The sequence below is a fragment of the Streptomyces sp. AMJ-169 genome (assembly GCF_055597585.1).
This window is the reverse complement of sequence record NZ_JBVLTJ010000008.1, coordinates 155,860-179,455: the sequence shown is the minus strand read 5'-3', so window position 1 is coordinate 179,455 and position 23,596 is coordinate 155,860. Positions and strand designations below refer to the sequence as shown.

The window sequence follows — 23,596 nt, the reverse complement described above, 5'->3', positions numbered from 1 at the left end:
ATGTGCGGGATAGCGGGCTTCGTCTCCTCGTCCCTGGCCGCCGACGCCGAGCCCGGTGTCATCACCGCGATGCTGTCGCGGATCAGGCACCGGGGCCCGGACGAGACGGGGTACTACCTCGACGACGGGCTGGCCATGGGCACCGTACGGCTGTCGATCGTCGACCTCGTGTCGGGCGGCCAGCCGCTGTCGGACCCCACCGGGCGGTACTGGATCTGCTTCAACGGCGAGCTGTACAACCACATCGAGCTGCGGGAGGAACTCAGCGGCCTGGGGCGGCAGTTCCGTACCCGCTCGGACACGGAGGTCGTCCTCCAGGCGTGGATCCAGTGGGGGCCGGCCTGTCTGAGCCGGTTCAACGGGGCGTTCGCGTTCGCCGTCAGGGACGCGGTCGCGGGTGAGCTGTTCCTCGCCCGCGACCGGTACGGCAAGCGGCCCCTCTTCCACACCGAGCACGCCGGCGCGTTCCTGTTCGCCTCGGAGATGAAGGCGTTCGCCGCCTACCCGGGCTTCCGCTTCGCGCTCGACCCGCACGAGCTGAAGTCGATCTACGGGCTGTGGACGCCGCTGCCGGACCGCTCCCCGTTCAAGGGCATCGCCCAACTCCCCCCGGGCAGCCTCCTGTCGGTCCGCGAGGGCCGGCGCACCCTGCACACGTACGAGGAACTCGCCGTCGACGCCCCGCCGTTCACCGGCACTCCGGCCGAGGCCGCCGCACTCGTGCGGGACACGCTGCGGACGAGTGTCGAGGTGCGGCTGCGCAGTGACGTGGAGGTCGGGGTCTATCTGAGCGGCGGTCTCGACTCGTCGATCGTCGCCAGGCTCGCGACCGACCTGTCGAACCACGAAGTGCGCACGTTCTCCGTCGAGTTCGAGGACCGCGACCTCGACGAGTCCGGCAGCCAGCAGTCGGTCGCCCAGTACCTCGGCACCCGGCACTCGTCGATCAGCATCTCCGCGTCGGACATCGCCGAGTACTTCCCGGCGGCCGTCCACCACGCCGAAGTCCCCGTGTTCCGCACCGCGTTGGTCCCGATGTACCTGCTGTCGCGGCATGTGCGGGACGCCGGGATCAAGACGATCCTCAGCGGGGAGGGCGCCGACGAGGCGTTCCTCGGCTACTCGCTGTTCCGCGAGACGATGCTGCGCGCCTCCTGGAGCCGGCTGTCGGACGCGGAACGGCAGGACCGGGTCGCCGTGCTGCACCCGGAGCTGGCGCACTTCGGGCCCGAGCACCGGGTCCATGTCACCGGGCTGCTCAGCCAGTTCTCCGAGGAGCGGCTCCCGGGCCTGTTCTCGCACGAACTGCGCTACCAGAACGGCCGGTTCGTGCAGCGGCTGCTCAAGGACCGCGCCGAGCCGTTCGCCGACCTGCTCGCGCTGGTCCGGGACACACCGGGCTACGCCGCGCTGTCGGCCACGCAGAAGGCGCAGTGGCTGGAGTTCAAGACGCTGCTCGCCGGCTATCTGCTGTCCAGCCAGGGCGAGCGGATGGGGCTCGCGCACGGCGTCGAGAACCGGTGCCCGTTCCTGGACCCGGCGGTGGTGCGGGCGGCGGCGCTGGTCAACCTCCGCCACGACGACGGGTGGGAGGAGAAGGCCGTCCTCAAGGAGGCGTTCCGGGACGTGCTCCCCCAGGAGCCGCTGACCCGGCGCAAGCAGCCCTACCGCGCGCCGGGCAGCGCCGCGTTCAAGGAAGCCCGGCCCGACTATCTCGAACTGGTGCTCTCCCCGAAGGAGTTGGAGAAGATCGACGGCATCGATCCGGTCTTCGCTCAGCGGCTGGTCGGCAAGATCATGGCCACGCCGGCGGCCGGGATCAGCACGAAGGAGGACAACGCGTTCATCCAGCTGCTCTCGACGGCCGTGCTCAACCAGCAGTTCGTGACGGACCCGCGCGAGCACACGCGCACGGCACCGGGGATGAACCTGACGACGGTGATCGACCGCCGCGAGAGCCGGCTTCCCGTCGGGGGGACCCGATGAGCAACGACGTCGCGATCATCGGCCTGGCACTCCGGCTGCCCGGCGCGGACACGTTACGGGAGTTCTCCGGGCACCTGGTCCAGGGCCGCTCCCTCATCTCCGAGGTGGCACCCGAACGCTGGTCCAGGGAACGCTGGTTCGGCAGTCCCCGGCGCGGCGCCGAGAAGACCAACAGCGTGTGGGGCGGGTTCATCGAGCAGGCCGACTGCTTCGACGCCGCGTTCTTCAGCATCTCCCCGCGCGAGGCGGAGAGCATGGACCCCCAGCAGCGCTTCGCCCTCGAACTCGCCTGGCGCGCCATCGAGGACGCCGGCTACCGCGCGAGCGACCTGGCGGGCTCGCGGACCGGCGTCTTCATGGGCGTCTGCCACGCCGACTACCCGGAGCTGATGGAGCGGGACGGCGCGAAGACCGACGCCTACTTCCCGACCGGCACCGCGTACTCGATCATCGCCAACCGGGTGTCCTACTTCTTCGACTTCCAGGGCGCCAGCATCACCAACGACACCGCGTGCTCCAGCTCGCTGGTCTCCGTCTACGAGGCGGTCACCGCCCTGGGCAACGGCGACTGCGAACTGGCCCTCGCCGGCGGGGTGAACCTGTGCTGGTCGCCCAAGCACTTCGTCGCCTTCAGCCAGGCGAGCATGCTCTCGCCGACCGGCCGCTGCCGCGCCTTCGACAAGGGCGCCGACGGCTACGTGCGCGGCGAGGGCGGCGCGGTCCTGCTGCTGAAGCCCCTGGAGCGGGCCGTCGCCGACGGCGATCCGGTGTACGCGGTCGTCAAGGGCGCCGCCACCAACCACGGGGGCCGCACCAGCTCCCTCACCGTCACCAACCCGGCCGCCCAGGCGAACCTCATCGAGGGCCTGTACACCCGCGCGGGCATCCGCCCCGAGTCCGTCTCCTACATCGAGGCGCACGGCCCCGGCACACCCGTCGGCGACCCGATCGAGGTCATCGCCCTCAAGCGCGCGTTCCGCAACCTCCATCAGGCGCACGGCACGGACCCCGAGCCGGGGAGCACCGGCATCGGCTCGGTCAAGACCAACATCGGGCACCTCGAAGGCGCCGCCGGGGTCGCCGGCATCACCAAGGTCATCGCCGCCCTCGCCGGCAAGGTGCTCCCCGCGACCGTCGGCTTCGAGGAGCAGAACAAGCTCATCGACCTGGCCGGCAGCCCGTTCCGCATCGTCCGCGACACCCAGCCGTGGCCCGAGCCGCCGGCGGGCCCGGACGGCACCCCCGCGCCGCGCCGCGCCGGAGTCAGCTCGTTCGGCTTCGGCGGGACCAACGCCCATGTGGTCCTTGAGGAGTTCCGGCCAAAGGAACGGCCGGAGACGGCGGCCGAGGGCCCGTACGTCGTGCCGCTCTCGGCCCGCACCCCCGAGCGACTGCGGGAAGTGGCGCGGCAGCTGCACGCGTTCCTCGCGGACGATCCCGACTGGCCCGCACCGGCCCTCGCCGACCTCGCGCACACCCTTCAGACCGGCCGCGAGCCGATGGCGGCACGCGTCGCGTTCGTGGTGGCGGACCGGGAGCAACTGCGGTCCGCGCTCGCCGAGTTCACGGAAGGAACGCTCCCTGACTCGGCCGCGCACGACCGGACCGGGGGCGCCGCCGAGCCGGCCGCGACGCGCTGGGCACAGGGCGAGGACGTCGACTGGACCGCCCGCCCCGGGTACGCGCGGGGCCACCGGGTACGGCTGCCCACGTACCCCTTCGCCCGCGACCGCCACTGGTTCCGCACCCGCCCGGCGGAGGAGGCCCCAGACACCCCGGCGCCCACGGGCGACGCGGCCCACCCCCTCCTCCACCGCAACACCTCCTCCCTGGACGAACACCGCCACACCTCCCTCTTCACCGGCGCCGAACCCTTCCTCGACGCGCACCGCGTCAACGGCACCCGCGTCCTGCCCGCCGCCGCACAGCTGGAGATGGCCCGCGCGGCGGTGCGGTACGCCACCCGCACCGCCGACGCGCCCGTACGCCTCGACAACTCGGTGTGGCTGCGCCCGCTGGTGGTGGACGGGGAGCCGGTCGAGGCACATGTGGTGATCACACCGCAGGACGGCGGCGGCCTCGGCTACGAGATCCGTACGGGCTCGGAGCCGCCCGTCGTGCACAGCCGGGGCACCGCCTCGGTCGGCACGTCCGACGCACCCGGGACGCTCGACCTCGCCGCGCTGCGGACGTCCTGCGCCACGCCGTACGACCCCGCCGAGGCGTACGCGGAGCTGCGCGCCGCCGGTCTGGAGTACGGGCCCGCGATGCGCGGACTCGCCGAAATCCGGCTGGGGGACGGGGAGTTGCTGGCCCGGCTGGAGCGGACGGCCACGGACCCGGCCGTCGCCCTGCCCCCGAGCGTGCTGGACGCGGCGCTCCAGGCGTCGGTCCTCCTCCAGTCGGCGCTCACGCCCGAGGCGGGACGGAATCTGTCGCTCCCCTTCGCACTCGACCGGCTGGACGTCGACGGCCCGTGCGCGGACGTGATGTGGGCGTGGGTGCGCCGCCGGAGCGCGGGCAAGGGGCTCGCCACTTTCGACCTCGACCTGTGCGACGACTCCGGCGCCGTGCGCGTACGGCTGCGCGGGCTGGCGCAGCGGACGGTCACCGAGGCGGCGGGGACAGCGACTGCCAGCGAGCCGGCGGGGCCGCGTGTCGTGGCCGCCACCTCCCGCTGGGTCGAGGCCGATTCCACGGACGGCGACGCCCCGGTCACCGTGCACGGTTTCCTCGGCGGCCGGCCGGAGGAGTTCGCCGCCGAGCTCTCCGCCGCGACGGGTTCCCCCTTCGCCGTCCTGCCCGCCGTCACGCCCGCCGCGACGGCGGACGGCGTCGGCGCGGTGCTCGGCCTCGTCCTCACCCGCGTGCAGGAACTGCTGCGCTCGAAGCCGAAGGGCGCGCACCGCTTCCTCGTCCTCGTCGACGACCGCGTGCCGCGCCTCTTCCACGCGCCGCTCGCCGCCCTCTTCAAGACCCTGAACCTGGAGAACCCGTCGGTGTCCGGCCGCGTCGTACGCGTCGCCGGGTTCGGTACGGCGGCGTCCGCGCGGATCGCGGAGCTGGTCCGGCGGGAGGCCGCCGCTCCGGGCGCCGCCGACGCGGAGGTCCGGTACGGTCCCGACGGCACCCGGCACGTCTGGCGCCCCGTCGGCATCGAGCCGCTGTCCGGGCCCCAGGTGCCGCCGCTCAAGGCGGGCGGGGTGTACTGGCTGACCGGCGGGCTCGGCGGCATCGGCCGCAGCGTGGCGCGCTACTTCGCGCGCCGCGCCGGGGTCACCGTCGTCCTCAGCGGCCGGACCGAGTCCGGCGGGGCCGCGCTGGAGGAGCTGCGGGCGGCCGGGGTCGACGCGCACTACCTCACCGCCGACGCCGGTGACGCCCAGGACGTGGAGCGCGCCGTCGCCCGGATCGTGCGGGAGCACGGCTCGCTGGACGGGATCGTCCACGCGGCGGGGACGCTGCGGGACGGGTACCTCCTCACCAAGGATCCGGCGGACGTGGCACAGGTGCTGCGCCCGAAGGTGGCCGGCGCCCTCCATCTCGACGCGGCCACCCGCGCCCTCCCGCTCGACTTCCTCGTGCTCTTCTCGTCCGTCGCCGGCGTGTACGGCAACGCGGGCCAGGGCGATTACGCGGCGGCGAACGCCTTCCTGGACGCCTTCGCCCAGCACCGGCAGGCGCTCGTCGACATCGGCGAGCGGACCGGCCGGACCGTGGCGGTCAGCTGGCCGCTGTGGGCGGAGGGCGGGATGACCGTCGACGACGTGACGCTCGCGTCGTTCCGCCGCCAGCGCGGCTGGGAGCCGCTGCCGACGGAGGACGGGCTGAGGGTCCTCGGGGCCGCGCTGCTCGGCACTCCGGAGCATGTCGTCGTGGCGTACGGGGCGCAGGCGTCCCTCGCTCCCGAGCGGCGTGACGAGCCCGCGCCGCGCCCGGTGTCCTTCGTCCCCTCTGCCGCCGTCACCGGCGGGCTCACCGAGGCCGAACTCGTGGCGCGTACCACGGAGTTGGTGAAGGGCGTGCTGGGCGAGGTGCTGCACCACGACCCGGCCGCGCTGGAGCCCGCCGTGGGGCTGGTGGAGTACGGGATCGACTCGATCGGGGTGCTGGAGGCGACGGAACGGCTCGGCGAGGTCTTCGGGCCGCTGCCCAAGACGCTGTTCTTCGAGTACGTCGACATCCAGAGTGTGGTCGGGTACTTCGTCGAGGAGCATCGGGGGGTGCTTGAGGGGCGGTTCGGGGGTGAAGGCGGGCCGGCGGCCGAGCCTGAGCCTGAGCAGTTGACGCCGGCTGAGCCTGAGCCTGAGCAGTTGACGCCGGCTGAGCCTGCGGCGCCGGCTGTCGCACAAGTCATACAGAACACCGCCCCCTCCCTCGACTCCCCCGACGACTACCACGACATAGCGATCGTCGGCATCTCCGGCCGCTACCCCGGCGCCGACACCCTCGACGAGCTCTGGAGCGTCCTCGAAGAAGGCCGCCATCTCTTCCAGGAGGTCCCGCGTGAGCGCTGGGACCATGACGCGGTGCACAGCTCCGAGCGCGGTGTGCTCGGCAAGAGCGCCATCCGGACCGGCACGTTCCTGCGGGAGGTCGACACCTTCGACCCGCGCTACTTCCGCGTCTCGAAGCGCGAGGCGGAGCGGATGTCGCCGGAGGTCCGGCTGTTCCTCCAGGTCGGGGTGGAGGCGCTGGAGGACGCGGGCTACTCGCGCGAGACGATCCGCCGCCAGTACGAGGGCGACGTCGGCGTGCTCGTCGGCACGATGAGCAACCACTACAACCTGTACGGCTTCCAGAACAGCCTGACCAGGGGCGCCCCGGCGACCGGCAGTTACACGGCGACGATCCCCAACATGCTGTCGTACTTCTACGGGTTCACCGGTCCCTCGATCTTCCTGGACACGATGTGCTCGGGCTCGTCGACCTGTGTGCACCAGGCCGTGCAGATGCTGCGGGCGCGGGAGTGCAAGATGGTCGTCGCGGGCGGCGTGAACCTGCTGCTGCACCCGTACAACCTGATCACCTCCTCGCACGAGCACTTCACCACGGCCACCTCCGACGTGATCCGCAGCTTCGGGCTCGGCGCGGACGGCACGATCCTCGGTGAGGGCGTGGGCGCGGTGGTGCTGAAGCCGCTCGTGGAGGCGGAGCGCGACGGCGACCAGGTGTACGCCGTCATCAAGGGCACCGCGCTGTCGAACGCCGGGGTGCGCAACGGGTTCACCGTCCCGAACCCGCGTATGCAGGCCCGCGCGATCGAGAAGGCGATCGACGACTCCGGGGTCGACCCGCGCACCATCACCTACGTCGAGGGCCACGGTTCGGGCACCTCGCTCGGTGACCCGATCGAAGTCAGGGCGCTCACCACGGCGTTCGGCAAGTACACGCCGGACAAGCAGTTCTGCGCGCTCGGTTCGGTCAAGTCGAACATGGGGCACCTGCTGCACGCGGCCGGAATGATCGGCTTCGCGAAGGTGCTCCTCCAGCTGCGCGAGCGCACCCTCGTCCCCTCCCTGCACAGCGGCGAACTCAACCCGGACATCGCCTTCGCGGACACGCCGTTCCACGTGCAGCGTGAACTCACCGCGTGGAAACCGGCGGTGACGACGGAGGGTGGCACGCCGACCGTCCATCCGCTGCGCGCGGGCATCACGTCGATCGGCGCGGGCGGCATGAACTCGCACATCATCGTGGAGGAGTACGTCCCCGGGCCGCGCGCCGACCGGCCACGGCAGCCGGAGCTGTTCGTCTTCTCCGCGATGACCGACGCGGCGCTGGAGACCTCGCTGACCCGCTTCCGCGACTATCTCGCGACGGCGGAGGAGTCCGAACTCCCCTCCATCGCGCACACGTTGCGGGTCGGCAAGAACGAACTCCCGCGCCGCTGGGCCTTCCTCGCGGAGGACCTCGCCGGAGCGGGGGCGGCCGTGGACCGTTACCTCGCCGGCGACCGCGACCAGCGGGCCGAGCTGTCGGGCACCGGCCCGGCGCACGAGCTGGGCACCGCCTGGACCGGCGGCGCGGCCGTCGACTGGGCCCCGCTCACGGGCGAACACCCGCCCCGCCGGGTCTCGTTGCCCGCCTACCCCTTCGAGCGGGTCCGCTGCTGGACCGAGCCCGAGCCCGGCGCCCCCACGGTCACCGCACCGCTGGCGCTGCGCGAGAAACTGCACCCGTTCCTCGGGACCAACAGCTCCGACGTCGGCGGGCTGCGCTACAGCATGGACGTCCACCTCGACGACCTCGCCGACTACGGGTACGCCCAGGACAAGGCGCCGCAGCTCGTACCGACGTTCGCCGTCGACCTGGCGCTGGCCGTGGGCAAGGTCTCCGGTTTCGCGGACGTCCCGCGCGTGCGGGGGCTGCGGCTGTACGGCCCGGTCCCGTGGGCGGACACCGTACGTCTGGTCACCACGCTGACGGTGGTGAGCCGGGACGAGGCGTCCGCGCTCGTGCTGAGCGAGGACGCGGCGGGCGCGCGCACTCCCGTCGCCGCGTTCGAACTGCGCCCGGACGACGGCCAGTTGCCGCCGGACGCCCTGCGCCTCGACAGCACGGACGACCGGGAGCGGGTCCTGGCCGAACTGGCCGAAGGGGGCATCGTCCCCGATCCGCTGCGGCACGGCGTGCGGGGTGCCCAATGGCTGCCGGACGGCCGGCTGGTCCTGACGGTCACTGTCCCTGAACTGCGCCACGACCACACGCGGCGGAACGTACGCGTCGCCCCGCACGTCCTGGCGGCCGTCACGTACGGCGGCTGGCTCCTCGCCAAGCGGGCCGGCGATCCCGACTGGGCCCGGCAGCTTCCCCAACTCATCGACGAGGTACGCCTGTTCGGCGCTGATCAGGCGGCCGACGACGTGGCGTACGTCGTCCTCGAACCGTCCTCCGGCGGCCGGGTCCGGCTGGCGGACCGGGGCGGGCGGGTGCTGGCCGAACTCACCGGCGTGCGCTGGGGGGAGGGCGAGCCGGCGCCGGAGCACTCCGACGCGGCTTCGGCTGTGATTCCTCAACTCGCTTACACGGAAAGGAGGGAGACACCTGTGCAGGCCCCAGAATCCGCCGATCCCCTGATCGACTTCGCGGTCGGCGAGTTACGCCGGATCGCGGCGGACATCCTCAAGTTCGACGCCGCCGAACTGGACGCCCACACCGGGTTCGACGCCTTCGGCTTCGACTCCATCTCGCTGGTCACCTTCAGCAAGCTCATCAAGGACTCGCTCGGCGTCGAGCTGACTCCGGCGGTCTTCTTCGACGTGAACACGCTGGACGCGCTGGGGCGGCATGTGGTCGCGGAGTTCGGGGAGGAGGTACGGGCGGCGCGGCCCCAGCGGACGCCGACGGCAACTCCGACGGTAACCCCGGCTCCGACGCCAACTCCGGCTCCGGCTTTGATTCCGGCGCCGGCTGCCCAACTCCCCTCCGCCCCGACCCCGTCCGTCGAGCCGCACCCCAAGAAGCAGCCCGCCTCGACCCCCATCGCCGTCATCGGCGCCGCCGGCCGCTTCCCCCAGTCCCCCGACCTCGACACCTACTGGTCCAACATCGCCCAAGGCAGGGACTGCGTCTCGGAGTTCCCGGCGCACCGCTACGACGCGGCCTACGCGCGCCTCGTCGAGCAGGCGGACTTCCCGCGCCACGCGGGCGTGCTGGACGGCGTCGACGCCTTCGACGCGGGTTTCTTCCAGATCTACCCGCGTGAAGCGGAGTTGATGGACCCGCAGCACCGGCTGGCCCTGGAGACGGTCTGGAGCGCGGTCGAGGACAGCGGGTACCCGCGCGGCGCCCTGCCCCGCAACACCGGCCTCTTCCTGGGGGTTTCGGGCACCGACTACGCGACCCTGCTGACGACCTACGGCGTCGAGCCCGACGCGTTCACGTCCACGGGCAACGCGCACTCCATGCTCGTCAACCGGATCTCGTACCTGCTCGACGTCCGGGGTCCGAGCGAGCCCGTCGACACGGCCTGCTCGAGTTCGCTGGTCGCCGTGCACCGCGCGATGGACGCCCTGCGCTCCGGCGCGTGCGACGTCGCGATCGCGGGCGGGGTCAATCTGCTGCTCAGCGTGGACACGTTCGTCAGCGCGCACCGGGCCGGGATGCTGAGCCCGACCGGGCGGTGCCGGACCTTCGCGCGGGACGCGGACGGGTACGTGCGCGGCGAGGGGGTCGGGGCCGTCGTCCTGAAGCCGCTCGACGCGGCCGAGCGGGACGGGGACGCGATCCTCGGTGTGCTCCTCGGCAGCGCCGAGAACCACGGCGGGCGCGCCAACTCCCTGACGGCGCCGAACGCGGACGCCCAGGCCGAGCTGGTCGCCACGGCGATGGACGGGATCGACCCGGACACCGTCGGCTACATCGAGGCCCACGGCACCGGCACCGCGCTCGGCGACCCCGTCGAGGTGCACGCGCTGCGCACCGCGTACCGGCGGCTCGGCGGCGCGCCGGACGCGGACGTCGCGCTGGGCTCGGTGAAGACGAACATCGGGCACCTGGAGGCCGCCGCCGGTGTCGCCGGGCTGCTGAAGGTCCTGCTCGCCATGCGGCACGGCGTCGTCCCGGCCTCGCTGCACTCCGCCGACCTCAACCCGTACCTCGAACTCGGCAAGGGCCCGTTCCGCGTCGTCCGCGAGAACGAGCCATGGTCCCGGCGCGACGGCCGGGCCCGGCGGGCCGGCGTGAGCAGTTTCGGGTTCGGCGGGGTCAACTGCCATGTGGTGGTGGAGGAGTACGTGGCGGCCGACGCCACCGCCGACGACGGCACCCCCGTCGCCGTCCCCCTGTCGGCGCGCACGCCTGAGCAACTGCGCCAGGTCGCCCGGGACTTGCTCGCGCATCTGGAGCACGCGGAGGTGCGGCCCTCGCTGCGCTCGCTCGCGTGGACGCTCCAGGCCGGGCGGGAGGCGCTGCGCGAACGCGTCGGCTGGGTGATCGGCTCGCACCGCGAACTCGCCGACAGGCTGCGGGAGTTCGCCGAGGGCGAGCGGCTCGGGGGCGGGGTGCGGGGTACGGTCACCCGGCCCGCCGCCGACGCCGGGCCCGCCGCGGCGGACGGCGACCCCTCGCGGCTGCTGGCCCGCTGGGCCGAGGGTGATGCTGTCAACTGGCGTGCGCTGTACGGGACTTCAACACCTCGGCGCGTCCATCTGCCGACGTATCCGTTCGCCCGCGAGCGGTACTGGATCCCCGGGGCCGCGCCACAGCAATCGTCGGGGGCCGGCCGGCCCGCCATGACGGCCGAGCAGTCACCCGAGGCGCAGGCGCCCGCCGCCGACACCGGCACCGCACTCCTCGTCCCCCGCTGGACCCCCAAGCCGACATCCGCGCAGCAGCCCCCTCCCCCGCGCCGGATCGTGATCCTCTGCGGAACGGCCGCCGCCGCGCGGGAGTCCGTCGAGCGGCAGGGCGTACGCTGCTTCACCGTCGGGAGCAGCCGCGAGCGGCTTGAGAACCGCTTCTCGGACATGTCACGGCAGGTCTTCGAGATCGTGCGCGACACCATCGCCGAGGTCTCGGCCGACCGCACGCTCGTACAGGTCGTCGTGGACGACACCCTCCACCTGGCCCTCTCCGGCCTCCTGCGCACCGCCATGGCCGAAGACCCCTCGCTCACCGGGCAGTTGATCTGTCTCGACGACGCGACGGACACCGCCGCTCTCGTGGCGGAGAACGCCCGGTGCGCCGAGGACGACTTGGTGCTCTACCGCGACGGCGTCCGATCCGTCCCGGTGTGGCAGGAGACGGCGCAGGCGGCGGACGGCACGGCCGTGCCCTGGCGCGACGGCGGGGTCTATCTCCTCACCGGCGGCGCGGGCGGCATCGGCGCCGTGCTCGCCCGTGCGATCGCCCGCGACGTCGTACGCCCGACGCTCGTCCTCACCGGCCGTTCGCCGCGTGACGCGCGGATCGACGCGCTCCTCGACGAGCTGCGGGCCGAGGGCGCGGACGCCCGGTACGCGCGGGCGGACCTCTCGCGGTGGCAGGAGGTGCGTCATCTGGTCGGGGAGATACCGGAGTTGCACGGCATCGTGCACTGCGCGGGGGTCGTCCACGACTCCGCGCTGGTGCACAAGACCGCGCAGGAGTGGGACGACGTCCTCGCGCCGAAGGCCGGCGCTCTCGTCCACCTGGACCGCGCGGTGGGCGACGGCCCGCTGGAGTTCCTTCTCCTGTGCTCCTCGGGTTCCGCGCTCACCGGCAACCCCGGGCAGGCGGACTACGCGACGGCCAACGGTTTCCTGGACGCCTTCGCCGGGTCGCGCAACGCGCGCGTCGCCGCCGGGGAGCGCTCCGGGCGGACCCTGTCGCTCGCCTGGCCGCTGTGGCGGGAGGGCGGGATGACCGTCGACGAGACGGTACGCGCCCGGCTGTGGCAGAGCCGTGGGCTCGCGCCCATGGAGTCGGCGGCCGGCGTCGAGGCGCTGGTCCGGGCCTGGCGGCTGGCCGGGGAGGGTCATGTGTGGGTCCATCACGGGGACTTGAGCCGGGTGCCGGGGAGTCCGGAGAGGGCCGGGGCGGTCCCGGACGGCTCCGGCCACGACGACGCGCTGCGCCGGCTGACCGCGCTCTTCGCCCAGGTCACCAAGGTCTCGCCGGACGCCGTCGACCCTGACGCGCCGCTCCACGCCACGGGCCTGGACTCGATCATAGTGGTGCAGCTCAACAGGGAGCTGGCGCTCACGTACGGGGAGGTCTCGAAGACGCTGTTCTACGAGTTCCCGACGCTGCGGGCGGTGGCCGGGCACTTGGCGGCGGAGCATGTGCCGCAGGACGCCGGGCAGTTGACGCCGGAGCACGTATCGCAAGCCACCGCACTCCCCAGCCGTAAGACCTACACGCCGACCCCCGCCAAACCCCCCACAGCGCGCGAACCCATCGCCGTGATCGGCATGAGCGGACGCTACCCCGGCGCCGCGAACCTCACCGAGTTCTGGGCCAACCTCAAGTCCGGCCGGGACGGCATCACCGAGGTCCCCGCCGACCGCTGGCCGCTGGAGGGCTTCTACGAGCCGACGCGCGCCGCCGCGATCGCGACGGGCCGCAGCTACAGCAAGTGGGGCGGTTTCCTGGACGACTTCGCCGCCTTCGACCCGCTGTTCTTCCAGATCGCCCCGCGCGACGCCTACGCGATGGACCCGCAGGAGCGGCTGTTCCTCCAGGCGGCGTGGGAGGTCGTGGAGGACGCCGGCTACACGCCCGGGGAACTGGGCGAACGGCACGGTCACCGGGTCGGGGTCTTCGCGGGCGTCACGAAGTCCGGCCACGCGCGGTACGGCGCGCGCCGGCTGCCGTCCGGTGAGGCGGTCGTACCGGCGCTGTCCTTCGCCTCGCTGAGCGCGCGCACCTCGTACGTCCTGGACCTGCGCGGTCCGAGCATGACCCTGGACACGATGTGCTCGGCGTCGCTGACCGCGATCCATGAGGCGTGCGAGCACCTGTACCAGGGCTCGTGCGAGGCGGCGATCGCCGGCGGGGTCAATCTGTATCTGCACCCGTTCGACTATGTGGAGCTGTGCCGTTCCAACATGCTGTCGGCGGACCGCAGGCTGCGCAGCTTCGGCAGCGGCGGCGACGGCTTCGTGCCCGGTGAGGGTGTCGGCGCGGTGCTGCTGAAGCCGCTCTCGCGGGCGCAGGCCGACGGTGACCAGGTGCTCGCGGTGATCCGGGGCACGAGCGTCAACCACGGTGGCCGCACGCACGGTTACACCGTCCCGAACCCCGCCGCCCAGGCCGAGCTGATCCGTACCGCGCTGGAGCGCGCGGGGGTCGGCGCCCGGGACATCGGGTACGTCGAGGCGCACGGCACCGGCACCGAACTCGGTGACCCGATCGAGGTGGCGGGCCTGACCCGCGCCTTCGCCGAGGACACCGACGAGCGGCAGTTCTGCGCGCTCGGCTCGGTCAAGTCGGCGATCGGGCACCTTGAGGCCGCCGCCGGGATCGCGGGCCTGACCAAGGCCGTACTCCAGCTGCGGCACGGGCAGTTCGCGCCGAGCCTGCACGCCGAGGAGCTGAACCCCAACCTCGATCTGGAGCGGTCCCCCTTCTTCGTCCAGCGTCAGCTCGCCGACTGGCCGGGCGACCGGCCGCGCCTCGCCGCGGTCTCGTCGTTCGGCGCCGGCGGCTCCAACGCCCACGTCATCCTGGAGGAACACGTGTCCGAGTCCGCCTCCGGCCGGCCGCCGGCCACGCCCGGAGCAGAGCAACTGGTCGTCCTGTCCGCCCGCACCCCGCAGCAGCTGCGCGAGCAGGCCGGCCGTCTCGCCGACCGTCTCGACGGCGCGGACGTCCCCCTCGCCGACCTCGCGTACACCCTCCAGGTCGGACGGGTCGCGTGGGACGAGCGCCTCGCCCTGGTCGTCACGTCGGTGCCCGAACTGCGCGGCGCGCTGCGGGAGTTCGCCGAGCTGGAGTCCGTGGCGGCGCCGGGCGTGCACCGGGGCACCGTCGGCCGCACCCGCTCGGCCGTCGGGGAACTCGCCGACGACGAGGATCTGCGGGACCTGCTGGTGGCCCGCTGGACCGAGTCCCGCAAGCTGTCGAAGCTGGCGGCGCTGTGGACGGAGGGGGTGACGCCGGACTGGCGCGCGCTGCACGGCCCGGCCGAACCCCGGCGTATCTCGCTCCCGGCGTACCCGTTCGCACGGGACCGGTACTGGGCCGGGGATCTCGAAGCGGTGAGCGGGGGGTACGAGGCGGGCGCCGGGGGCATTGAAGCCAGCGCCACGCCGGGAGTCTCCGCCATGCCGGAAGCCTCCGCCACACCGGGAGTCTCCATCACGCCGGGAGCCACCGCCGCCCCAAGCCCCCTCGCCGCTCCCGCCACCACCCTGACCGCGACTCCGGCCCCCTACACGGCCGCCGTCCCGAGCGCCCCCGCCGCCGTACCCGCCCCGCGCGAGACGGCCCCCGACACGGCCGGCGTCCGGAGTACCCCCGCCGAAGAAGTCCGCCGCATCGTCCACACCAAACTCGCCGACGCCCTCGTCATGCCCCCGGCGGACATCGAGAGCACCCGGGCCTTCGCCGAATACGGTCTCGACTCCATCCTCGGCGTCCGCTTCGTGCACGAGCTGAACGAGACGCTCGGCCTCGACCTGACGACCAGCGTCATCTACGACCACAGCTCGGCCGACCGCCTGATCGCCCACATCCTCGACGCCCACCGCGACGCCATAGCCCTCCCGGCGCCGGCGCCCGCAGTCCCCTCCGCCCCGACCCCCCGCGGCCCCATCGCCGTCGTCGGCATGAGCGGACGCTTCGCCGGCTCGGACTCCCTCGCCGAGCTGTGGCGCCACCTCGCGGCGGGCGACGACCTGACCAGCGAGGCGACCCGCTGGCCGCTGCCCGCCACGGACGCCGCCGGCGCCCCCCGCTGCACCCGAGGCGGTTTCCTGGACCGCATCGACGAGTTCGACCCCCTCTTCTTCAACATCTCCGGCGTGGAAGCCGCCGTGATGGACCCGCAGCAGCGGATGCTCCTCGAAGAGTCGTGGAAGGCGCTGGAGGACGCGGGCTACGCCGGGAAGGCGATCGACGAGCGGGACTGCGGTGTGTACGTCGGCTGCTGGGAGGGCGACTACAAGACCCTGGTCGGCGACGACGCCCCGGCGCAGGCGTTCTGGGGGAACCTCGCGTCGGTCGTACCGGGCCGGATCGCGTACTTCCTGAACCTCAAGGGCCCGGCCATCGCGGTCGACACCTCCTGCTCCAGCTCCCTCGTCGCCGTCGACCTGGCCTGCAAGGACCTGTGGTCGGGCGAGACGGACATGGCGCTCGCCGGGGGTGCCTACCTCCAGACGACGCCGCGCCTGTTCGACCTGGCGGGGCGGGCCAACATGCTGTCGCCGACGGGGAGTTGCCGCGCCTTCGACCACCGCGCCGACGGTTTCGTACCGGGCGAGGGGGTCGGCGTCCTGGTCCTGAAGCGGCTGGAGGACGCCCTCGCGGACGGCGACCACGTGCACGGCGTGATCCGCGCGTCGGGCACCAACCACGACGGCGCGACCAACGGCATCACCGCCCCCAGCTCGGTCTCCCAGGAGCGGCTGCTGAGCGAGGTGTACGAGCGGTTCGGCGTCGGCGTGGAGACGATCCAGCTCGTCGAGGCGCACGGCACCGGCACGAAGCTGGGCGACCCGATCGAGTTCGAGGCGCTGACCCGCGCGTTCCGCAAGGGCACCGACAAGGTGGGCTACTGCGCCCTCGGCTCGGTGAAGACGAACCTCGGCCACACCCAGTACGCGGCCGGAGTCGCCGGGATCTTCAAGGTCCTCCTCGGCATGAGGCACCGGCAGATCCCCGCCTCGCTCCACTTCGAGCGGCGCAACGAGGCCGTACGCCTCGACGGCAGCCCGTTCTACGTGAACACCGGCACCCAGCCGTGGCCGGCCCCGGCGGACGGTGTGCGCCGGGGTGTCGTCAGCTCCTTCGGGGCGAGCGGCACGAACGCGCACATCGTCCTGGACGAGGCCCCGCCCATGCCGGTCTCGCGGACGACCGCCCCGGCGCACCTCGTCGTGCTGTCGGCACGCTCTCGGGAGCAACTGACCGAGCAGCTCGCCCAGTTGGCCGCGCACTGCCGTCAGGAACCGGCGCTCGACTGCGGCGACGTCGCCTGGACCCTCGCCGTCGGCCGCGCGCACTTCGCGCACCGGTTCGCGTGCGTCGTACGCGACCTCGGTGATCTGGTCCAGGTGCTGGAGCAGGGGCTTGCCGGGCCGCGCGCGCTGACGGGTGAGGCTCGGCCGGGTGCCGGGTCGGCGGCGGCCATGGATCTCGGCGCGCTCGCCGAACTGTTCGTGCGGGGCGGTGAGATCGACTTCGCGGGGGTCTTCCCCTCGGGGAGCCGGCGGGTGCCGCTGCCGACGTACCCGTTCGTCCGGGAGAGCCACTGGGCGACGACGGCCCCGCCCGCGCCGGCGGTTCCGGTAAAGGCAGCTCCCGTGCAGGCGGCCCCGGTGCAGGCGACCCCGGCTGCTCCTCTCGCCCCCGCCTACCCCCTCCTCCCCACCACCGGCACCCTCCAACTCACCGGCGCCGAAAGCTTCTTGCGCGACCACTTGGTGCAGGGCCGCCGCGTCCTCCCCGGCGTCGTCCATCTGGAGCTCGCCCGCCAGGCCGCGGTCAACGCCCTCGGCACCGACCCCGCCGCCCCCTTCCGGATGCGCAACGTCACGTGGGTCCGCCCGCTGACGGTCGACGGCCGCCAGGACGTGACGGTCGGCGTCCGCCCGGACGGCGAGGGCGTCGCCTTCACGGTCGGCACCCCGGCCGACGGCTCGGGCAGCTACTGCGAGGGCCGCGTCCTGCCGTCCACCGGCGCCCGCCCGGCCCCGCTCGACCTGGCCGCCCTGCGTGCCGCCTGCCCGACCCGGGTGCCGGGCTCCCGGATCTCCGGGTCGCTCGTCGCGACGGGCATCACCCACGGACCGGCGCTGCGCGCGATCGAGGAGGCGTACGTCGGTGACGGCACGGTCGTCGCCCGCCTCGTGGCGCCCGCCGGTGAGCCGTGCCCGTACGTCCTGCACCCCGCGCTGACGGACTCGGCGATCCAGGCCTCGGCGGCGCTGGCACTGGACGGCGGCCCCGACGGCGAGGTGCTGGTGCCGTTCGCGCTGGACTCGCTGGAGTTCTTCGGGCCCTGCGAGCGGGAGATGTGGGCCGTGGTCCGGGGCAGCGCCGCCCGGCTCGACATCGACCTGGTCGACGAGGCGGGCGCCGTACGGATCCGGCTGACCGGCTACACCTCGCGCGCCGTCCCCGCGTCGGCGCCCGCGCTGTACGCCCCCACGTGGGAGCCGGTGGCGGACCTCGGCACGGCCGCGCCCGCCGGGCAGACGCTCGTGGTCGGCGCCACGGCAGAGCAGTTGGCCCAGCTCCCGCTCGCCCGCGCCTGGCACCTCCCGCCGACGGCGTCGGTCGAGGAGAACGCCGCCGCGCTGACGTCGATCGGCCAGATCGACCACCTGCTGTGGCTCGCGCCGGACACCGCGCCGCACGCGACGGACGGCGCCGCCTTCACCGCCGCCCAGGAACACGGCGTGCTCGCCGCGTTCCGCCTGGTCAAGGCGTTGCTGCGGACCGGCCACGACGCCCGCCCGCTCACGGTCACCCTGGTCACCCGGAGCGCCCTCGCCACCTACCGGGACGAGCCGGCCCGGCCCGCGCACGCGGCGCTGCACGGCCTGTTCGGGGCGCTGGAGCAGGAGTACGGCCACTGGACCGTACGCCGCGTCGACCTCGACGGGGACTCGCTCACCGGTCTCCCGGCGCACACCCCCGGCGGCACCTGGGCGCGCCGCTCGGGCCAGTGGCTGCGCAGGCGGCTCGTGCCGGCGGTGACGGCCCACACGGCGCCGGCCCCGTACCGGGAGGGCGGCGTGTACGTCGTCATCGGCGGTGCGGGCGGGCTCGGTGAGGCGTGGACGCGGCACGTCACGGACAGCCACGGTGCCCGCGTCGTATGGATCGGCCGCCGGCCGCTGGACGCCGGTGTCCAGGAGCGGCTGGAGGCTGTGCGGGGGCGCGGCGAGGTGAGTTACCTGTCGGCGGACGCGACCGACCCCGAGGCGCTGCGGGTGGCGTACGAGGAGGTCAGGGCCCGGTACGGGCGGATCAACGGTGTGGTCCACTCGGCGCTCGTGCTGCGGGACCGGGGGCTCGCCAGTATGGAGGAGGGTGACTTCCGGGCGGCGCTGGCCGCGAAGGTGGACACGAGTGTCGCCATGGCCCAGGTCTTCGCCGGGGAGCCGCTCGACTTCATGCTCTTCTTCTCCTCGCTCCAGTCGTTCGTGACGGCGGCCGGGCAGAGCAACTACGCGGCCGGCTGCGCCTTCGCGGACGCCTACGCGCAGTTGCTGGAGCGGCAGCTGAACTGCCCGGTGAAGGTGATGAACTGGGGCTGGTGGGGTTCGGTGGGCAGTGTCGCCTCCGCGTTCCACCAGCAGAGCATGGCCCGTTGGGGCCTGCTGTCGATCGAGCCGCCGGAGGCGATGGCGGCGCTGGGCACCCTGCTCGGGGGCCCGCTGCCGCAGCTGGGCTTCGTCAAGCTGACCGACCCGCAGGCCATCGAGCCGGTCGAGCCGGCGCTGCGGACGACGGTGTACGAGCGGGTCCCCGTGCGCGTCGCCCCCGAGGCGGTCACCGCGCAGATCACGCAGACCGACGGCGACGAGCGGCTGCTGCGGGACGTGGCCGACTGGCGCCGCGACGAGCGCGATCCGCTGCTGGCCCAGCTGATCCGGGCCCACTTGGAGGCGCTCGGCGTCGTACGGCCCGGCGAGAGCGCGCCTGATCCGACGCTGCGTGGCGGTGTCCATGAGCGGTACGGCGCGTGGCTCGCGCACTCGCTGCGGGTCATGCCCGAGCAGGCGCCGCCGCTCGACGTCCTCGAACGGCGGTGGGACGAGGAGTGCGCCCGCTGGTCGGCGGAGCCTGACAAGGCGGCCGAACTCGCGCTCGTGGACGCCACGTTGAAGGCGCTGCCGGACATCCTCACCGGCCGTACACCGGCCACGGACGTGATGTTCCCGCGCGGTTCGGTCGAGCTGGTCGAGGGCTGCTACCGCAACAACCGGGTCGCCGACACCTTCAACCGGACGATGGCGTCGGCCGCCACCGCGATCGTCGCGGAGCTGCTGCGCCAGGACCCGGGCACCCGCGTCCGCATCCTGGAGATCGGCGCCGGCACGGGCGGTACGAGCGTCGGTATGTTCGCGGGGCTGCGGCCGTACCAGGACAGCATCGAGACGTACACGTACACCGATCTGTCGAAGGCGTTCCTCAACCGCGCCCAGGCGCAGTTCGGGCCCGACGCGCCCTATCTCGACTGCCGCCGCCTCGACGTCGAGCGGCCGATCGCGGAGCAGGGCGTCGAGACGGGCGGCTACCACCTCGTCATCGCCGCGAACGTCCTGCACGCGACCCGCGACATGCGCAACACCTTGCGCAACGCCAAGGCCGCGCTGCGGGACGGGGGCTGGCTGCTGATGAACGAGCTGACCGCGTTCGACGTGTTCAGCCATCTCACCTTCGGGCTCCTGGAGGGCTGGTGGCTGTCCGAGGACGTGTCCCTGCGCGTCCCGGGCTCGCCCGCGCTGGCGCCGGAGGCGTGGCGGGAGGTCCTGCGGGGCGAGGGGTTCCCGACGGTGCTGTCCCTGCTGCCGGGGGCGCTCGGTCTGGGACAGCAGATCATCGCGGCGGAGGGGGATGGGGTGGCGCGGCAGCGGGTGACGGCTGCGGTCCGTCCGGCCGCTCCGGCACCCCAGGTCCAGGCGCCGGCCCCGCTGCCGCAGCGGCAACAGACGGCTGTTGCAGTCGCTCCCCCGGTCCCGGCGCCCGCACCCGCGCCGATAGCTCCCCCGGTCCCCGCCGCCGACCGCGCCGCCCTCCTCGCCGCCTACCTCACCGACAAGGCGGCGGAAACCCTCCGCGTCCCCGCCGAGAAGATCGAGCCCGGCACCTCCTTCACCGCGTACGGCATGGACTCGATCCTCGTCCTCCAGTTCACCAACGAACTCCGGCAGGACCTGGGCGAGTTGTCGTCGACGCTGCTCTTCGAGGAGGACTCGGTCGACCGGCTGGGCGCGTATCTCCTGGCGCACCGGGCCACGGAGGTCGACACGCTGGTCGCCGGGCTGAGCCCCGAGCCGGCCGCCGCGCCGGCACCGGACGACCCGTCCCTGAACACCCTGTTCCACATGGCCGTGCGGACGGGGAACCCCGCCCAGAGCGGTGCGCTGCTGACGGCCGCCGCGCGGCTGCGGCCGTCGTTCGCGCCGGGGGCGGCGGGCCCGGAGCCGGAGACCCTGTATCTGGCCGAGGGCGGCGGCGAGCCGGGCCTGGTCTGCCTGCCGTCCCTGATCGCCCCGACGGGCGCGCACCAGTACCTGCGGTTCGCCATCGCCCTGCGCGGCAAGCGCTCGGTGTGGGCGACGGGGATGCCCGGCTACCGCTCGGGCGAGCCGCTGCCGCAGAGTCTGGACGCGGCGATCGACCTTCACGTCACGGCGCTGCGCCGCCGGTTCGCCGGACGGCCGTTCGCGCTGGCGGCGTACTCGTCGGGCGGCTGGCCGGCGCACGAGATCGTGCGGCGCCTTGAGGCCGACGGGACTCCCCCGGCCGCGCTGGTGCTGCTCGACTCGCCCGGACAGGCCGGCCCGTCGCTGCCCGCCGGAATGATCACGCTCACCCGCTGGCTGGCCGACCGCTTCCCGCAACTGCCGGTCGACGACGAGCAGTTGACGGCGATGGCGCGGTACGCGGAGCTGTTCGAGGGCTGGAGTCCGCAGCCGGTGTCCACGCCCACGCTGTTCGTCGCCGCGTCCGCGCCGGAGCGTCTCTCGCAGGTGCTCGGTGACAGCACCGGCCAGTTGTGGCGCCCGCGGTGGCACACCGCCCACACCCGGCTGGAGGTGACCGGAGACCACTTCAGCATGATGGAGGAGCACGTGGAGTCCACCGCGCTCGCCGTCCACCGCTGGCTGACGGAGCGGATCGGCTGACGGCTGCCGCTTGACGGTCCGCGGAGCGCCGGCGGGGGCGAACCCCCGTCGGCGCTCAGTCGGTTCTCAGGTCAGCTCGCGCGCCAGCACCCGCGACCCCCTCCCGGGGTCGAGTTCGGCGGTCCAGGCCGCCGGAGCGGTGTGCACCCCGGCCGGGGCGAACCCGTGCCGCCTGAAGACCGCGCCGCTCCCTGTCGTGGCCGTGAAGAGCCTGGTCAGGGACTGTGCGCGGGCCCAGGAGACGGCGCCGCGCAGGAGCCGGGAGCCGAGGCCCGCGCCCTGACTGCGGTCGGCGACGCAGAAGTTGTAGAGGACCCCCTCGGTGCCGTACACGCGCAGCGCGACGCAGCCGTCCAGGCGGCCGTCGGGGCCCTCCGCGACCAGGAACTCCGGCGCGTGGGCGACGTAGAGCGCGGCGGGGCGCTCGCGCAGGGCGCCGGTGCGGACGAACGGCCGGGACAGCGCCGTCAGTTGAGCGGCGTCGTCCCGGCGCGCGGGGCGCACCCGGGTGGCCGGCGGTGCGGTCGGGGCCGGGTGGGGGGTGGCCATGGTCAAGGCGGGTTTCCTTCCTCGGTCGCGCCGGGCAGGGTGGACGGACACCCGGGCGAGCGAGACAAGGTTAGCCTTGCCTTACTTGTTCACCAAGTCAGGACTGGGTCAAGGAACGCGGGCGCAGGTCCGTCCAGTTGGCTTCGACGTACGCGAGGCAGGCCTCGCGGCTGTCCTCGCCGAAGGCGGTGGTCCAGCCGCCGGGCACCTCGGCGAAGGCGGGCCAGAGGGAGTGCTGACCCTCGTCGTTCACCAGGACCAGAAAACGGCCTTCGGTGTCGTCGAAGGGGTTGGTGCTCATGTTCGGTGCCTCCTCGGCGGGAACTGGACGCGAAATTAGGTTAGGCTCCCCTAATCGAGTGGAGCCTAGTCGGTTCCCTTCCCCTCTTACAAGGAGAGGTCCCGCGTGGCCGAAGTGGAGTACGCGTTCGCCGGTTTCGGCCTTCCCCAGCAGCCCGGCGGCGAGGCGTTCTGGGCGGCCGTCGGCGCCCCCGCCGCGATCCCCGACGGCGACGGCGGCTGGCGGACCCTGTTCCTGTGGCGCGGCACCGCCCCGGTGCGGCTGAGCTTCGAGAGCTGGTCGGGTCCGGTGGCCCTGGAGCGGTTCGGCGACACCGACTGCTGGTACGCCGAGGTCCGGATGCCGCGCCGGCTGCGGGTGACGTACCAGTTCCTCAGCGGCGAGGACGCGTTCGCCGACCCCTTCAACCCCCAAGGCTCGGGCGGTGACCGCTCGATCGCCGCGACCCCGGACGCCCCGGCCCAGCCGTACTGGCCTGCGGTCGGCGCGGACGCGGTGCTGCCGGTGCCGGTCACGCGGCTGCGCTGGGCCAGTGGCCGGCTCGGCGGGCGGCGGACGGTGCGGCTGCATCCGGTGGGCGGCGGCGGTCCTGTGGTGCTGCTGCTGGACGGCGACGACTGGCTGTACCTGCACCCGGCGATGTCCGCGTTCGACGCGGCGGTGGCCGCCGGCGACCTCCCCCCGGTGACCCTCGTCTTCCTCCCCACCCGTGACCGCGAGGCCGAGTTCGGCTGCCGCCCGGAGCTGTGGGAGGCGGTGCGGGACGAACTCCTGCCGCTGGTCGCGGAGTCGGGGGTGCCCGTCGACACCTCACGTCTGGTGGTCGCGGGCCAGAGCCTCGGCGGGCTGAGCGCCCTGTACGCGGCGCTGGAGTTCCCGAAGCTGGTCACCAGGGTCGCCTGCCAGTCGGGCTCCTTCTGGTGGACCCCGGAGGCCGTGGGGTCCCCGGACCCGCTGCTGGACGGCCCCGCGGGCGGTTCGGTCGCCGCGTGGCTGCGGCAGGAGCGGCCGGACCTGTCAGGGCTGCGGATCGCGTTCGCCGTCGGGGAGCACGAGACGGAGATGCTGCCGCACTGCGCGCTGGTCGAGTCGCTGACCGAGGAGGCCGGGGCGGCCGTCGAGGTCACACGCATGGCGTCCGGGCACGACCGGGCGGGGTGGCGGGGGGCGCTGGTGCGGGACGTGGGGTGGGCGCTCGGGTAGGGCGCGGACGAGAGTCGGGGAGGCCGGTGCACACCGGCCTCCCCTT

5 protein-coding genes are annotated in these 23,596 nt (G+C 73.4%); 3 read left to right on the top strand and 2 right to left on the bottom strand.

Annotation, left to right across the window (positions count from 1 at the left end; genetic code table 11):
- Both asnB and ACYUD3_RS21315 read left to right on the top strand, forming a co-directional pair.
- The gene (asnB, locus tag ACYUD3_RS21320) at positions 1-1,986 is read left to right on the top strand and encodes an asparagine synthase (glutamine-hydrolyzing) (RefSeq protein ID WP_470972183.1); all 1,986 of its coding nucleotides are present in this window, start codon (positions 1-3) and stop codon (positions 1,984-1,986) included.
- Positions 1,983-21,497, top strand: a complete 19,515-nt coding sequence (locus ACYUD3_RS21315) for an SDR family NAD(P)-dependent oxidoreductase (RefSeq protein WP_470972181.1) — start codon at positions 1,983-1,985, stop codon at positions 21,495-21,497. Before asnB ends, ACYUD3_RS21315 begins: the two co-directional genes overlap by 4 nt.
- Positions 21,498-21,563: 66 nt before the next feature.
- On the opposite strand, the gene ACYUD3_RS21310 is transcribed toward ACYUD3_RS21315, so the two are convergent.
- Positions 21,564-22,046 (bottom strand): GNAT family N-acetyltransferase, encoded by a 483-nt coding sequence (locus ACYUD3_RS21310; RefSeq protein ID WP_470972179.1) that lies wholly within the window; start codon positions 22,044-22,046, stop codon positions 21,564-21,566.
- Positions 22,047-22,143: 97 nt separating this feature from the next.
- A complete protein-coding gene (locus tag ACYUD3_RS21305; RefSeq protein WP_470972177.1) occupies positions 22,144-22,347 on the bottom strand; it encodes an MbtH family protein in 204 nt (67 codons plus the stop codon).
- A 105-nt stretch (positions 22,348-22,452) separates the two neighbouring features.
- On the opposite strand from ACYUD3_RS21305, the gene ACYUD3_RS21300 reads away from it, so the two are divergent.
- A complete protein-coding gene (locus tag ACYUD3_RS21300) occupies positions 22,453-23,550 on the top strand; it encodes an alpha/beta hydrolase-fold protein (RefSeq protein ID WP_470972176.1) in 1,098 nt (365 codons plus the stop codon).
- Positions 23,551-23,596 lie beyond the last annotated feature (46 nt).

Excerpts from the sequence above, each read along its gene's own strand:
- asnB (WP_470972183.1), top strand. The coding sequence starts at position 1 with ATGTGCGGGATAGCGGGCTTCGTCTCCTCGTCCCTGGCCGCCGACGCC.
- ACYUD3_RS21315 (WP_470972181.1), top strand. The coding sequence starts at position 1,983 with ATGAGCAACGACGTCGCGATCATCGGCCTGGCACTCCGGCTGCCCGGC.
- ACYUD3_RS21310 (WP_470972179.1), bottom strand. The coding sequence starts at position 22,046 with ATGGCCACCCCCCACCCGGCCCCGACCGCACCGCCGGCCACCCGGGTG.
- ACYUD3_RS21305 (WP_470972177.1), bottom strand. The coding sequence starts at position 22,347 with ATGAGCACCAACCCCTTCGACGACACCGAAGGCCGTTTTCTGGTCCTG.